Source organism: Pseudomonadota bacterium (assembly GCA_039193195.1).
In the GTDB taxonomy this organism is placed as follows: domain Bacteria; phylum Pseudomonadota; class Gammaproteobacteria; order Steroidobacterales; family JBCBZW01; genus JBCBZW01.
This window is the reverse complement of record JBCCWS010000015.1, coordinates 68,886-82,404: the sequence shown is the minus strand read 5'-3', so window position 1 is coordinate 82,404 and position 13,519 is coordinate 68,886. Positions and strand designations below refer to the sequence as shown.

14 protein-coding genes and 1 tRNA gene are annotated in these 13,519 nt (G+C 64.3%); 5 read left to right on the top strand and 10 right to left on the bottom strand.

Annotated features, from left to right (window positions below; genetic code table 11):
- Positions 1 to 34 precede the first annotated feature (34 nt).
- The 4 genes from AAGA68_13855 to AAGA68_13840 all read right to left on the bottom strand — a co-directional run bounded on the left by AAGA68_13855 (position 35) and on the right by AAGA68_13840 (position 2,949).
- Positions 35 to 595 carry a hypothetical protein gene (locus tag AAGA68_13855; protein MEM9386144.1) on the bottom strand — a complete coding sequence of 187 codons (561 nt, stop codon included), beginning with the start codon at positions 593 to 595 and terminating at the stop codon, positions 35 to 37.
- Positions 596 to 680: 85 nt separating this feature from the next.
- The gene (locus tag AAGA68_13850; protein ID MEM9386143.1) at positions 681 to 872 is read right to left on the bottom strand and encodes a hypothetical protein; all 192 of its coding nucleotides are present in this window, start codon (positions 870 to 872) and stop codon (positions 681 to 683) included.
- Positions 873 to 1,075: 203 nt separating this feature from the next.
- Entirely contained in the window at positions 1,076 to 1,912 is an 837-nt protein-coding gene (locus AAGA68_13845) for a nucleotidyltransferase family protein (protein ID MEM9386142.1), read from the bottom strand.
- Complete coding sequence (locus tag AAGA68_13840; GenBank protein ID MEM9386141.1) at positions 1,909 to 2,949, bottom strand: phosphoribosylglycinamide synthetase; 1,041 nt, start codon at positions 2,947 to 2,949, stop codon at positions 1,909 to 1,911. Before AAGA68_13840 ends, AAGA68_13845 begins: the two co-directional genes overlap by 4 nt.
- 236 nt (positions 2,950 to 3,185) lie before the next feature.
- Between AAGA68_13840 and AAGA68_13835 the strand changes: the two genes are divergently transcribed.
- The 4 genes from AAGA68_13835 to AAGA68_13820 are packed head-to-tail and all read left to right on the top strand — an operon-like array spanning position 3,186 to position 5,571.
- Positions 3,186 to 4,292, top strand: a complete 1,107-nt coding sequence (locus tag AAGA68_13835; GenBank protein MEM9386140.1) for a glycosyl hydrolase family 17 — start codon at positions 3,186 to 3,188, stop codon at positions 4,290 to 4,292.
- A 48-nt stretch (positions 4,293 to 4,340) separates the two neighbouring features.
- Positions 4,341 to 4,670 carry a ScnB-like protein gene (locus AAGA68_13830; GenBank protein MEM9386139.1) on the top strand — a complete coding sequence of 110 codons (330 nt, stop codon included), beginning with the start codon at positions 4,341 to 4,343 and terminating at the stop codon, positions 4,668 to 4,670.
- On the top strand, positions 4,667 to 4,951 hold the full coding sequence (locus tag AAGA68_13825) for an SH3-like domain-containing protein (protein ID MEM9386138.1): 285 nt from the start codon (positions 4,667 to 4,669) through the stop codon (positions 4,949 to 4,951). Before AAGA68_13830 ends, AAGA68_13825 begins: the two co-directional genes overlap by 4 nt.
- Positions 4,951 to 5,571, top strand: coding sequence for a nitrile hydratase subunit alpha (locus tag AAGA68_13820; GenBank protein ID MEM9386137.1), 621 nt, complete (start codon positions 4,951 to 4,953; stop codon positions 5,569 to 5,571). Before AAGA68_13825 ends, AAGA68_13820 begins: the two co-directional genes overlap by 1 nt.
- A gap of 203 nt (positions 5,572 to 5,774) precedes the next feature.
- Here AAGA68_13820 and cysS read toward each other — a convergent pair whose 3' ends face one another.
- From cysS to AAGA68_13790, 6 genes are all read right to left on the bottom strand, one after another.
- Positions 5,775 to 7,184, bottom strand: a complete 1,410-nt coding sequence (gene cysS, locus AAGA68_13815; GenBank protein MEM9386136.1) for a cysteine--tRNA ligase — start codon at positions 7,182 to 7,184, stop codon at positions 5,775 to 5,777.
- Positions 7,185 to 7,587: 403 nt separating this feature from the next.
- The gene (locus AAGA68_13810; GenBank protein ID MEM9386135.1) at positions 7,588 to 8,559 is read right to left on the bottom strand and encodes a succinylglutamate desuccinylase/aspartoacylase family protein; all 972 of its coding nucleotides are present in this window, start codon (positions 8,557 to 8,559) and stop codon (positions 7,588 to 7,590) included.
- 659 nt (positions 8,560 to 9,218) lie between these two features.
- Positions 9,219 to 9,605 (bottom strand): hypothetical protein, encoded by a 387-nt coding sequence (locus AAGA68_13805; GenBank protein MEM9386134.1) that lies wholly within the window; start codon positions 9,603 to 9,605, stop codon positions 9,219 to 9,221.
- Between the two features lie 91 nt (positions 9,606 to 9,696).
- Entirely contained in the window at positions 9,697 to 10,704 is a 1,008-nt protein-coding gene (locus AAGA68_13800) for a toll/interleukin-1 receptor domain-containing protein (GenBank protein ID MEM9386133.1), read from the bottom strand.
- A gap of 2 nt (positions 10,705 to 10,706) precedes the next feature.
- Positions 10,707 to 10,931 (bottom strand): hypothetical protein, encoded by a 225-nt coding sequence (locus AAGA68_13795; protein ID MEM9386132.1) that lies wholly within the window; start codon positions 10,929 to 10,931, stop codon positions 10,707 to 10,709.
- A gap of 909 nt (positions 10,932 to 11,840) precedes the next feature.
- Positions 11,841 to 11,917 (bottom strand) — tRNA-Pro (locus AAGA68_13790).
- 219 nt (positions 11,918 to 12,136) lie between these two features.
- Between AAGA68_13790 and AAGA68_13785 the strand changes: the two genes are divergently transcribed.
- On the top strand, positions 12,137 to 13,504 hold the full coding sequence (locus tag AAGA68_13785) for an NAD(P)/FAD-dependent oxidoreductase (protein ID MEM9386131.1): 1,368 nt from the start codon (positions 12,137 to 12,139) through the stop codon (positions 13,502 to 13,504).
- Positions 13,505 to 13,519: the final 15 nt, after the last annotated feature.

The window sequence follows — 13,519 nt, the reverse complement described above, 5'->3', positions numbered from 1 at the left end:
CCGAGCGGGTGCGGCCGCTTCCTAGGCGGCCGCGCTATCGCTCTTGCGCGGTGCCCCCTTCAACTCGCACGAAGGTGCCGCCGTACCAGTTGCCGGTTTCGCGCTCGTCACTGTCGAATTGCACGGAGAGCATCTCGTAGCGGTCCACGTCGAGCCAGCGGTAGCGATAGCGGCGGTACGTGCCGGCCGGCTCGTCCTCGAAGCGGATCGTGAGCGTTAGGTCGCCGTTCTCCTCCAGCACGCCCTGACCCACGCCAACCCGTCTGTCGCCGAAGTGGGAGAGGTGGCGGACGCTGCGCCGATCCTCGCCGATCACCCAGAGGATGTGACCGTTCAGACCGCCCCCGGCGTCCACGGCGCAGAGCACGGAGTAATGCGTGTTCACCGGGGCGCAGTGCGTGAAGTGGCCGGGGATGGTGAGCGTATCGAGGGTCTTGCCATCCCAGACCTGTAGAAAGCGGTCGTCTTGGAGCGTCCAGTCGCCGAGGAAGCGAGCGAAGGGGAAGGTGGGCGTGCCGGGGGCCTCGGCTGCAGCGGTGGCAGCACCCGTGGCGAGCACGCCGGTGGCAAGGAGGACGTACTTAAGGCTCTTCATAGGGTTCCCAGCGCCAACGATCGAACACCTGGGTTGAGACCCCTACGAGGGCCGCGAGTTCTGGCCCGCTCTCATGCCGCGGGAGCTAGCGTCGGGGGCGCGTGAGAACGAGGTGGCGAAGGAGCCTTAGGGCTACGATACCGAGCGCGAGTAGCCAGAGCATATCGGGGTTGGTGAAGGCTGGGAGGCCACTGCCGGCGTAGACCGACGGCGATGCGCCAAGGCCCACGGCGACAGCTGTCCTAGCCGGTGCATTGCTGATGAGCTGGCGATACATCCCTGATCCTCCAGAGCTTGGCCCCCACCACGGCGGATGCAATCGTCGCGCCAGCCTCACAAGGGTTTGGCGATCAGGTGCTTAGGGCATGCTCGCGGGGGCCGCTGTGTAGCCCTGTAACGATCGCCGACAGGCACCGTCGAGACTATGTGGAACGATCGATGGCGCACGCGCCCTTGTGGGCCGCCCCCGGTGAGATGCACCTAGCCGGCGGCAAGGACCTGCGCCGGTGTGTTCGCGGTGATGCGGGCTTCGAGGATTTTCCGGGCGATGCGCATCGTGCGCTCGTTGTCGACGTCGATGCAGGCCTCGGAGAACGGCATGCGAACGAAACCGACCTGGCAACCGAAGGTCTTCGATAGCCTTACACCCACGTCGTCAAGAGAGAGGCGATGGAGAAAGTAGAGCAGGAAGTTGAATACGCCGAAGGCGCGTACGATGCGCATCGCCTTCTTGCGGAACTGACCGCCGCCGCGGAACATCGCCGCTGCGCCCACCGCCTTCGGTCGGGTGAGGGCGTAGAGGTTGCAGTTTGAGAATTCGCCGTCCGTAAAGGCGTAGAAGCGGCGTTGGCCGTTTGGGTGTTCGGCGCGCAGAAGATCCGCCGGTGTCATGGCGATGGCCGCGTCCACGTCGGTGCGTTCGAGCTCGGCGCAAAAGTGCTCGAGCATGGCCGGGGTGAGCAGCGGGTTGTCGGCGGTGGTGATGATCGCTGGGAAGCGCGCGGCCTCGGGGCCCGCCAGGGCGGCTTCGACGCTGGCGAACAGATCCGGCCCCGAGGCCACCAGCGAGATCCGACCCGAGGCCACGTCATCGTCGAAGCGGGGCAGAGGCGCGAGCAGGGTCTCATCGTCGCTCGAAATGACGATGCGGGCGATCTGCGGCGCGCTTAGCAGCGTATCCAGTACCCACTCGACCATCGGCTTGCCAGCCATATCGATTAGGCACTTGTTGCCGTTGTCGCAGAAGGGCGCGAGGGGGTCGTCTGCGCCGCGTCGCTGCGCGGCGAGTACCACGGCGGTGTAACCCTCGCGGCTCATGCCGCCTGTACCGCGCTGGGAGGGATCAGGCCCTGGCGCTCCAGGCTGCTGCAGATGATCGTCTCGATGAGCTCACGGTGAGACACGCCGATCCGTCGCCCGACCGATGCGATGGTCTTACGAGACCAGAGGTTGCAGTTGATGTTCATCTCGATGAAGTGCACCTCACCGGTCGCCGCATCCACGCGATACTCGAGGCGACCGTGATCGAAGGGCCACACCTCCTCCACGATGCGCTGGCTCATGGCGAGCACCTCATCGCTCAGGGGCCCCTCGCTTAGGAGCACGTGCTTGGTCGAGGACGGCACGAGGTCGCGCTTTTGCTCGTAGGTGCGGATCGGACCGCTGTCGCCGTCGTAGCGAATGACGGGGAAGTACCAGGGGTTGCGCGCGGCGATGACCGGTGCGGCGAGGTCCGTGCCATCGATGTAGCGCTCCACGATGACGTCGTGGCCCTCTTCTTGCAGCTGGGCGATGTGCCGTTGGGCGACACCCCAGTGTGAGGTGACGTGGATACCCCAAGAGGCGGAACTGGCGTTGGGCTTGATGATGAGCGAGTCCCAGTCAAAGGCCGGCGCGCTCGTGTCTAGGCCGCCGATCGCGTAGTGCTTCCAGGGCGGGGTGGCGATGCCCAGGTTGGCCACCACGTGCTTCAGCAGGCGCTTATCGTCCGTGAGGCCGCGCACGATCGGTGAGCCGCCGAGGTAGGGGAGGCCCTTGGACTCGGCGAGCAGCGGCGCTAGCATTTCGCTGTTGCGAAAGCCGGCGCGGTTCAGTAGGGATATCACGAAGTCGCACGCGGGCGTGCTCGTCAGCGCGTTGAAGCTGTTCGCCGGCGTTACGCGCAGGCCGATCTCTCGCAGCGTGTCCAGGAGCTCCCGGTGGTAGGTGGCGTGGGTGCCGTCCTCGGCATCCGGGGTGCCGTCGCTCAAGGCGTGCTTGGCAAGGAACAGCACGCGCAGGGAGTCCTTAACGGACTGGGGGATTTCGAGGCAACGGGGATGCCGTGCGGTGGTGGTATCGACTTTCACGCGCATTATTTTGCGTCTCGCCCGTTACGGTGGTGTTGCGAAGTGGCGAAGCTCTGGAGTCGAGCGCGCGTCATAGGGAGGACAACTGCGCGCATTCGGGCTCGCGGCAACACCGAGGTTGGCGCGCAATCTACCCGATCACGTTGCTTTTGCAACCCGTGCAGCGATTGGTGACGGTGTCGTGAAGACTCTATCTTAAGAGCGATGCACTAGTCATGAATCAAAAAAGGGTGTTCGCGTCAATGGATCAGCAAGAAATGCCGCAACGTAGTAACTTCAGCCCCTATGAGAGTTTTTGGCACGAGATCGGCGAAATGGATGTGTTGAAGGTGCTTTGCTTGGTGGCCGTGTCCGCCTCACTGGCCGCATGCACCGGGAAGTCTCCCGACGCGGCGGCGACGGTCCCAGCGACCGGTGATGGGCAGGGCGGTGCGGCCGTCGCCGTCGACAAGCGCCCCTTTGCGCCCATGCTCGACGGCACGTCCATCGCCAACGGCATCTCCTATGGCGCGTACCGCGACGGCGAGGCCCCCGGCGGTACCCTCACCTCCAAGGACGATATCCTCGAGGACCTCACCATCCTCGCCGAGCGCTGGAAGCTGATCCGCCTCTATGGCGCGGATCCCCAGTCGAAGAACATCCTGGAGGTGATCGAGGAGAACGACCTGCCCATTCGCGTGATGCAGGGCATCTGGCTCGACTCTCATAAGAGCGACGAGGAGAACGATGAGCAGGTGCGCCTCGCCATCGAGTACGCCAACGCCTTCCCGGAGATCGTCCTGGCGGTGAACGTGGGCAATGAGATCCTGGTGGACTGGTCGTACCACCGCATCACCAACCTCGACTACGTGGTCGAGCAGATCCGCCGCGTGCGCAGCAACGTGAAGCAACCGGTCACCGTCGCCGACGACTACAACTTCTGGAACAAGCCGCAGGCCCCGCGCATCGCCAATGAGCTCGACTTCATTTGCCTCCACGCCTACGCCTTCTGGAACGACAAGACCCTCGACATCGCCATGGACTGGACCGAGTCGACCTACAACGATATCCAGGCCTTGCACCCCGAGCACACCATCGCTTACTGCGAGACCGGCTGGCCCACGAGCCGCGTCTACGGTGACGGCAGCTACGAGGGTGGCCTCACGGGCAAGGCCGGCGAGGCCGAGCAGAAGACCTTCTTCGCTCAGTACGACGCCTGGGCCGAGGCCAACGGGGTGATCTCCTTCTACTTCTCGTCCTTCGACGAAAACTGGAAGGGCGGCTTCGACGGCGACAACCCCTTGGACAAGGCGGAGAAGCACTGGGGCCTATACAAGACCGATCGCACGCCCAAGGTAGCTCTGCAGTAGGGCGGCGTGCGGGTTGTGACGCGCATCCAGCAGCGCTCTAATCGGGGCATGACCAGACCTTGCGGCCCCCACGACATCGGCGGCGCCCACGCGGGCCCCATCGACCCTAGCGAGCACGATACGGCTTGGTGGGAGTGGCAAGTCGACGCCATGGTGCGCCTCGCCATGGCCAAGGGGCTTTTTACGGACTTCGCGGAGCTGCGCGACGGCATCGAGCGCCTCGCTCCCGAAGACTACGAGCGGCTCACCTACTACGAACGTTGGGCGATTTCCCTCGCGCACGCGCTGCTGGATAAGGGCGTGGTGACGCAGGGCCAGCTAAACGCTCGCATCGCCGAAATCCGCAAGCGCCACGCGACCGCCGGTGAACCGCCTTGAGTGCGCCGCGCTTCGCTGTCGATCAACGCGTGCGCATCGCTGATCGCACGCCCTCTGTGCACCATCGAGTGCCCTGGTACGCCAAGGGCCGCGTAGGCACGATCGAACGTGTTTGCGGCATGCACGGGCAGCCGGAGCAATTCATACGCGGTGATGGCGAGCCGCTCACGCGCCTGTATCGGGTGCGTATCCCACAGCGAGACCTGTGGGCCAACTACGCCGGCGCGCCCGATGATGTTCTCGAGCTCGAGGTGTTCGAGCACTGGCTCGAGGAGGCGTAGTGAGCGGCGATCACGATCACAGCAACACGCTCCAGGCGGATCACCGGGAGCCGACCAGCGACGGCGCGCTCGTCGGTCTCGCCCTGCGGGAGCTGCTGATTGAAGGCGGCCACTACACGTTGCAAGAAGAGCTGGCCATGATCGCCAAGATGCAGGGCGCCTCGCCCCACAACGGCGCTCGCCTCACCGCCAGGGCTTGGGCCGATCCCGCCTTCCGCTCCCGATTGCTTGCTAACGGCGCGGAGGCGATCAGGGAATTCGGCTTCGACCTCTCGCCCACGGAGTTCACGGTCGTCGAGAACACTGATGAGGCGCACAACGTGATCGTCTGCACCTTGTGTTCCTGCTACCCGCGGGCGCTGCTCGGCACGTCGCCGGCGTGGTACAAGTCGAAGGCATACCGGGCGCGGGTGGTGCGCGAGCCGCGCGCCGTGCTGGCGGAGTTTGGGGTCTCACTCGATGAGCGCGTGCACGTGCGCGTGCACGATTCCACCGCAGAGCTGCGCTATATGGTACTGCCCCAGCGGCCGGCGGGGAGCGAGGGGTGGGATGAGGCGCGCCTCGCTGCGTTAGTCACCCGGGACTCGCTGATCGGCACCCAGCGGGTGCTGAGCGCCTGAGCGATCGGGTGCGCGGGCGGCGAAGCAAGCACGAACGTTGGCGGCCGGTGGGGGTGACACGCGCCTACTGTCGCGCGCAGTACAACCCCCGCTGGCGTTGAGGCGTAGGGAAAGGGGAGGGGCAGCGCAGGCGTGGCCTTCGGCGCGTTCGTCGGCGAGCGCAAGCGCTGACTCGCCACCAACCCACGCGCCAGCCTGGACCCCTACGCCGGCTCTTGCGCGGCCGGCCGCAGGAGCGGGCCGTCGGGCGTGTCCTCGACCGTAAACCCGGCATCCTCCACTTTCTTGCGCAGGGCATCGGCCTTGGCGTAGTCCCGATCTCGCCGTGCTTGTTCACGCTCAGCCAGCAGTTGCTTTAGGTGAGCCTCATTGGCTCGCGCCGTGGCGGTAGTTGGCCGCAGGGTTGCCAGCGCCTCCTGCGGAGCCTGCTGTAGCAGTCCCATGAGCCCGGCGGATGAGAGTAGGGCCGCTTTGGCTTGCGCGCGCTCGGCGGCCGAGTCGGCGTTGTCGAGAGCGGCGGCCAGCACGTGCAGGCGCGCCATCGCACCCGGCACGTTCAGATCGTTGCGCAGGGCCTCGAGCACGGCCGGGTCCGCCTCGGCCTGCGCGGGGGCGGGGATGTTCTCGACCTTCGCCAGGCTCTCGTAGTACCGCGTCAGAGTCTGCTTCGCTGCCCTCAGACGCTTCGCGCTCCAATCGAGCGGCCGCCGATACTGGGTCGAGAGCAGCGCCAGGCGAATGGCCTCGCCCGGGGCTTGCGCCAGCAGATCCCGCACCAGCAGAACGTTGCCGAGTGACTTCGACATCTTCTGCCCGTCCACGGTGACGAAGCTGTTGTGGACCCACGTGTGGCAGTAGAGCTCGCCGTGGGCGCACGTGCCCTGAGCGATCTCGTTCTCATGGTGGGGGAACACCAGGTCCTGGCCGCCGCCGTGAATATCGATCGTGTGGCCTAGGTGCTGACCGATCATGGCCGAGCACTCGACATGCCAGCCCGGCCGACCTCGGCCCCAGGGGCTATCCCAACCTGGCAGGTCCGCCGTGGAGGGTTTCCACAGCACGAAGTCCATCGGATCGCGCTTGTAGGGGGCGACCTCCACGCGCGCGCCCGCCAGCATGTCCTCCGTGCGCCGCCCCGACAGTTCGCCGTAGGCACCGTAGGAGGGCACGTGGAACAGGGCATGGCCCTGCTCGACGTAGGCATGGCCGCGCTCGATCAGGGCTTCGATCAGTTCGATGATGGCCGGGATGTGATCGGTGACCCGCGGCTCTAGGTCGGGCGTCAGCACGCCCAGGGCCTGCATGTCCTCGTGATAGGCCGCGATGTAGCGGTTTGTCAGGGTGCCGATGGGGATGCACTCATCGGCCGCGGCCGCGTTGATCTTGTCGTCCACGTCGGTGAAGTTGCGGGCGTAGACCACCTCGCCGTAGTCGTGCCGCAGGAGTCGCGACAGCACGTCGAACACCACGGCGGGCCGCGCGTTGCCGATGTGGGCGAAGTTATAGACCGTAGGGCCACACACGTACATCGTCGCTCGGTCTGGTCGTTCGGTACGCAACGGCTCCGTTTTCCGGGTGAGCGTGTTGTGAAGACGAATTGGCGACGAAGTCACGCAGGGGTTCCTTTCGGTTCGAGCGGGTTCCCGGGCTGGGGCTTTCTTTTACCAGATCAGCGGCTGCTGCCGTGAGCGGTAGCGGCCAGGTGCCCGAGCGCGTCCACCTATTCAACCACTCTCGTCAAGGGGCGGGTGGCGCTAGCGACAACCCAGCTCGTGCGAATAGCGGGTGCGCTTAACTCAATTCGATGGGGTAAGCCGGCGCCAGCCCCCAACGGCGGTGGCGCCGGACGGCGGCGGCAGCTGGCGCACAACGAGCATGGGATGCGCAGCGCCACCTGCGACATGAGGTTCCTATTCGTAGGCGGCGCTCGGCGCGCGGTGCATTCCAAGGCCGTCATGTTCGCCAGAGCGAGCGCCTCGGCGCGGCGGGAGCTTCGGTGGCGAGTCACGCCGAGGTTCACGGCCCTCGAGCTGGCCGTAGGCGGTCTGACTTACCGGCAAGGTAAAACCACTCCTGGTCTACCTGAGCGTTCGGATTGGGGAAGACGATCCACCCGTCAGTCTCAGCGCTCAGCTCCACCCCGTCGTGACGCACGGCGATCACATCGCCTCGCGCAACCTTCTCGAAGCTGCGCCAGTCTCGGACGAAGCGGTCGTCGCGGTGCAGCCGATCGATCACCTTGTAGAGGCGAATCACCTCGGGATGCGCCGGTGGCGGGGGGCTCGGTAATCCCGCGGCCATGGCGAGATGTGACAAGGTGGCGCAGACAGCCCGATACGCGCGGTGAGGCGCCTCGTCCTCGTCGTGTTGGCCGCACTCCAGGGTGATGCCCATGCCGCCGTAGCGGCGGATTGTCTCGGTGGTGCCAACGCCGTAGTCGACGTTCGCCTCGGCTCCGCGTGCCAGGCGATCTCGTACGCCCTGCGCGTAAGTCTCCAACCAGCCTTCAACGAAGCGATCGACCCCCAGGTGAAGTGCCAGCGCTTCCTCCTGCTCGGCCTTGTCGAACGGTTGCAAGTGATCGTCGTTGTTCGGTGGCCCGAACAGGGCGAAGGGGACACCGGGGGTGTGGAAGGAATGCAGATCGAGCAGGATGTCGTGGGCCTCCAGCAGGGGGCAGAGCACGTTGGCGACGGCGTCCTCGAAATCCTCAGGGGCGCTGGCGATGCGCATATTGCGGTTGAGGTTGCGGTCGCCGTGGCGACGTTTCAGCCGGTAGGCCAGCGGGTTGGTAATGGGGATCATCGTGAGGGTGCCGCAGTCGATGCGGACGGTGCCTTCCTCGATCTCCCGCCGTAGGCGCTCGATGGCCCGCGTGCCGCACGTCTCGTTGCCGTGCACGGCCCCCAGGATGAGCAGCTTGGGACCGGGCCGAAAGCCAATGAACTGATTGACGGACAGGCCCGTTGGGAGCTGACTGTCAGGCATCTGGGGCATCGCTGTGTTGGTGGACTGAGAGTGTGGTGGCGCTCATGCGCGTAGTTTCGCTGGATGGAAGGGCTGTCACAAGTAGCCGTGTCTGCGATCGTATCTGGTGGCCGGTCGAATTCGGCTACGCGGCCACTTTCAGCCCGGCGTCACGATCGTGGTGGTGCTGGAAGTCGATCGGATGCTATTCAATATAATAGGTAAATGGGGTGAAAGTGTGAACGTCTGCACCGAAGTCCGTGTCGGCAGCGGCCCTCGGCGCGCTTCCGGCGATCGTGGCGACAATGCTTGCCGGCGCGCAGATCGATAGCGCGGGGTCGGGCGCTAGTTCTGGGGCAGCGCTCCGACTCGCCCCACGCTGTTGGTGCTTGTGTTAGCCCTCGCTCACTGGTCTTAGGGTCTCTCCCCAACTTCTAGCCGCTCACACGCAGCTCTGCGCACTGGGTACCGATCGTTGGCTGCTGCGTTGTCAGGTTGCCGGTCCGGTCATCCACGCAGTTCGGATACTCAGTAGCGGCATGGACCCGGATCGGTACTTGTAGCTCAGTAAGCGCGCGCAAGGCGACGGTTCGAAGGGGCGGACGGGGCGGCTTCACTGAATTGTCGGGGTGAGAAGATTCGAACCTCCGGGCCCTGCCTCCGGAAGACAGGTCGCTATCTCAGCGGTCATCTATTTTCTTCAGTATTTCAATTGGTTGGATCGAGAGCATCTGACGCGCCCGCAAACGTGCGAGATTCTTGCGCGCAAACCGCCTTCCGCTGCCCGCAATCGCTGCTTCTGTGCTCCACCTCGACGCACCGGTGCCGTAACGCTGCTTTAGGGTCTCCGTGGCGGTAAGCGGGTCTTCCCAAGCTTCGAGTGCCGCGAGGCGGGCAAGCGCCTTTTTGTAATCGCGTTCGTGCTTCTGGTTCCGCGCGATGTGTTGGCTGTTGTCCGCCGCATCACCCTTCGTAGGGTCGTGCGCCATCAGCTGGGTGGCCATCTTCATGCCGGCGACAGCCTCTTGTAGCTCAATCAGCAGAAACTTGTGTTGGCAGTTGGCCATGCACTCGAGTATGCAATCTAGCTAATTGAATCACTGGTAAAGGTCGTCGGCTACAGGTGCGGCATGATCGGACGACATGGCTGAAATCAAATTAGCCCAGCTTCCGTGGGGGCGGGGGAGGGCGCTCAGTGTGAAGTGCATCAACAACGTCCTTAAACCCGCGTTCGAAGACCGTATTGTCCTTCCATCCGGCGAGATTGATAGCCTTGCGTGTCCTTACTTGAGCGGCAACTCCCCCCTCCTGCTTGAGTAGGTGACCGTCTAGGTCAAGCGGTACCAGCGCGAGTACGGGGTTGCCTGTTTGTTCCTGTAGCTTCCGTTCTTTCTCGAAAGCTGCTTCGACTTCGTTGCTGACCCACCAACTATTGAGCGAAGACTTCGAGCAGCAGAGAATCACTTTGTCCCAGAGTCGGATTCCCTGGTCGACAGCGTCCATGAGCTTGTCACCGCCGCGGACTTGGTGCTTGTCTAACCAACACCGAATTCCACGAGCTTGGAGCTGATCGTGGAGTCTTCTCGCGAAGCTCTCGTCGTCGTGGCTGTAACTGATGAAGCAGCTGTAGAACTTGATCGCCTCTGTGCTGAGCGACGGCAAGTACTCGATTAGTGCCTCTGGGATGCCGCAGCCACGAAGGAACACTTCGGGAAGGGCTGCGGTTTCGTGGAAGTTGTCACCGAAGTCGAGGATAGACGGGCCCAGGTGGAACACCTGATCGAGGTACATTGCTCTTGAAATACTGCTGCACTGGGTGAGATTGGTTCGGTAAAACAGCGCTTGGTGAAGATCAGCCCCAGCAAGTAGAGCTAAGCCGAGATTCGCCCCGCGGAGGTCTGCCCCACTGAGGTCCGCCCCACGGAGGTCTGCTTCGCGGAGGTCCGCCGCGCTGAGGTTCGCCACGGGGAGGTCCGCCGCGCGGAGATTCGCCACGCGCAGGTCCGCCCCACGCAGGTTCGCCCTACGGAAGTCTGCCCCACCGAGGTCTTCCCCCTGGAGGTCCGCCTGGACGAGGTTCGGGGTCTCATGGGGTTTGGCTTTCCTCCACGCGTTCCATTCCTTAACGCTTCGCAGCAGCAGCTCGACGTGCTCTTCGTTCGCCATAGCTACCGCCCAATCCTCGTAACAGTGGCCTTCCCCTTGATCCGAGCGAGCATGTTCCCGAGCTCGCGGTCGGTCTCCGCTGTGTTGTAGATCAGCGCGCGCAGCTCCAGGCCCTCGGCCGTGTCGTTGGCCTGCGGGGTTTCCTCGGAGTCGAATCGTATGTGCTGGTGGTTGTGATTCGCGATCGCCATCCAGCGCATGATGCGTGGGTCGAGTGCGTCTGTCATGGTCGGTCCTCCTTGGAGGGCCGATGCTACCTCAGAACACTGGGCGCTCGTTCATGACGCCCACCACAGCGCGCCGATCAGTAACGCCACCCAAAACGCAACGCCCGCCGGAACGAGCCGCCACCCATGCCTCGCGATCGAGCAGACAGCGCTAGCGTGCAGGGGAGAGGCGTTGCTCAATCGAGACCCACCAACCTTGCGGTTTGGTTGGGTAGCTCACGGCGCGGCCGTCTGGGCGGCGATCGAACCGCCGAACAGAACCCAAGTGGTCACGTCCGCGTAGGCCTTCTTCCTCTTGGCCGCTGAGATAGCGGCGAATGTGCACCCGCACTCAAGGGCGATATCGCGTAGTAGCTCGCGGCCCGATTGAGCGTGGCTATAGATGCTTCGAACGTCTGCGAGGGACAGCCCGATCGTTGAGGCTCGGCCGTGGCCCACACGGTCCCGCGCGTTCTCACGCGCAGTGCCCCAAAGCAGGTTTTCCGGACGGTTGTTGGAAGGATTGCCATCGCGATGGCGGCAAACGGACGACAGTCGCGGGGGCGGCCCATAGAAAGCTCTGGCGATCAGTCGATGGACGGATAGCGTTTTCTGTCCGCTGGACGTCGGGATGTTCGCGTCCGATGCCCTGTCCGAGTGATCTTCTGCTTCCCATGCTTCGGAATGGGTGCGCCCTGGTCGAGTAGATCTCGCCGTCTAGATCTCGCCGTGGTTGTCCGCGTAGTAGCCAACCCGCCCGCGTGGGCACGATGCACATGACGATAGCTGACATGCCAATTCGTTGATTCCGCAACGCGTGCGCGAAACGTGCGCGACGCCTGTTGTAAGCGGTTGATTCGTATGGCCCCGAGGAGACTGTCCTCGCGCACAAATCGTTTTGAGCTTGGTCGGGTAAGTGTTTGAAATAGTTGGTCGGGGTGGCGAGATTCGAACTCACGGCCCCTGCCTCCCGAAGACAGTGCTCTACCAGGCTGAGCTACACCCCGAACGATGGCGAGAAGACCCCCGCACCTGCGCAGTTTGATGAGAAATGGCACCCCGGGAGCCCGCAGAGGGGACGGCTGCCACCGCACAAGGCCGCCCACAATAGCCGAACCCACCGCGCCTGTCGATAGCGTCTCCAGCACGTGGTTCGCAACGAATGGTGCGTCGCACCGTGTAGACTATGTCGCGTCCCAACCGTCGAAATCGGAGCGCGTCCAGCCGTGTCTCAGCCACCCCCAAGTCCCGCCCAGGCGCCTCTCTCCACAGCCCCTGCCAAGCCGCGCATCGTCGTCGTCGGCGGTGGCGCGGGTGGACTGGAGCTCGTCGCCGCCCTCGGTCGTCGCCTCGGCCGTAAGGGCAAGGCGGACATCATGCTGGTGGACCGCAACTCCTCCCACATCTGGAAGCCCCTCCTGCACGAGGTGGCGACGGGCGCCCTCGACTCGAGCCTCGACGAGGTGGGCTACCGTGAGCACGCCCACCGCTTCGGCTACTGCTACCTCTTTGGCGAGATGTGTGGCCTCGATCGGCAGGCGAAGGAAGTGATCATCGCACCCACCATCGATGAGGACGGCGAGGAGATCATGGCGGAGCAGCGCATTCGCTACGACTACCTAGTGATAGCGGTAGGGAGCGTCTCGAACGACTTCGCCACTGAGGGCGTGACGGAACACTGCATCTTCCTCGACCGGCGCCAGCAGGCGGAGCGCTTTCGCCAGAAGCTGCTCAATCTGTGTGTGGCGGCGTCGTTGAAGACCCAGGCCAACCCGGCGGAGAAACCGACCGTGGACGTCGCCATCGTAGGCGGCGGCGCCACGGGCGTGGAACTCGCTGCAGAGCTGCGCCACGCTACGGACGAGCTGCGCTACTACGGCCTCGATAACTTCGATCAGTCTCAGCTGCGCACGGCGCTGCTGGAGGCCGGCCCGCGCATCCTTCCGGCCCTGCCCGAGCGCATCTCCAGCGCGGCGCACGAGGAGTTGGAGAACATCGGCGTGAAGGTGCTCTGCAACGCTCGCGTGGTCAAGGTAACGCGTGCGGGCATGAAGCTTGCGCACGAGGGTCCCTTCATCGAGGGTGACCTCAAGGTATGGGCGGCGGGCGTGAAAGCGCCGGAGTTCCTGCAGGACCTTGGCGGTCTAGAGACGACCCGCGGCAATCTGTTGGTGGTCGAGCCCACGCTGCGCACGACGCGTGATCCGGCGATCTTCGCTATCGGCGACTGCGCGGCCTGCCCGATGCCGGATGATCCTGAGCGCAACGTGCCGCCTCGCGCGCAAGCGGCGCATCAGATGGCCGAGTGCCTGGTGAAGAACCTGCTGCGCGAGATGGAGGGCAAGCCTCTCAAGCCCTACAAATACACCGATTTCGGCGCCCTGGTGAATCTCTCTCGCTTTAGCACCGTCGGCAGCCTCATGGGTAATCTCATCGGCGGCAGCATGAAGGTGGAGGGGCGCATCGCGCGCATCATGTACATCAGTCTCTACCGCATGCACCTAAGCGCGGTGCACGGTTGGTTCCGAGCGGCGGTGATGACGGTGGTGGGGCACATCGCCCGGGTGGTGCGGCCTCGAGTGAAGCTGCACTAGCGGCGTGACATCAGT

Coding starts and splice junctions, on each gene's coding strand:
- AAGA68_13810 (MEM9386135.1), bottom strand. CDS start 8,559: ATGCCTGACAGTCAGCTCCCAACGGGCCTGTCCGTCAATCAGTTCATT.
- AAGA68_13795 (MEM9386132.1), bottom strand. CDS start 10,931: ATGACAGACGCACTCGACCCACGCATCATGCGCTGGATGGCGATCGCG.
- AAGA68_13835 (MEM9386140.1), top strand. CDS start 3,186: ATGGATCAGCAAGAAATGCCGCAACGTAGTAACTTCAGCCCCTATGAG.
- AAGA68_13800 (MEM9386133.1), bottom strand. CDS start 10,704: ATGGCGAACGAAGAGCACGTCGAGCTGCTGCTGCGAAGCGTTAAGGAA.
- AAGA68_13840 (MEM9386141.1), bottom strand. CDS start 2,949: ATGCGCGTGAAAGTCGATACCACCACCGCACGGCATCCCCGTTGCCTC.
- AAGA68_13850 (MEM9386143.1), bottom strand. CDS start 872: ATGTATCGCCAGCTCATCAGCAATGCACCGGCTAGGACAGCTGTCGCC.
- AAGA68_13830 (MEM9386139.1), top strand. CDS start 4,341: ATGACCAGACCTTGCGGCCCCCACGACATCGGCGGCGCCCACGCGGGC.
- AAGA68_13845 (MEM9386142.1), bottom strand. CDS start 1,912: ATGAGCCGCGAGGGTTACACCGCCGTGGTACTCGCCGCGCAGCGACGC.
- AAGA68_13805 (MEM9386134.1), bottom strand. CDS start 9,605: ATGGCCAACTGCCAACACAAGTTTCTGCTGATTGAGCTACAAGAGGCT.
- AAGA68_13855 (MEM9386144.1), bottom strand. CDS start 595: ATGAAGAGCCTTAAGTACGTCCTCCTTGCCACCGGCGTGCTCGCCACG.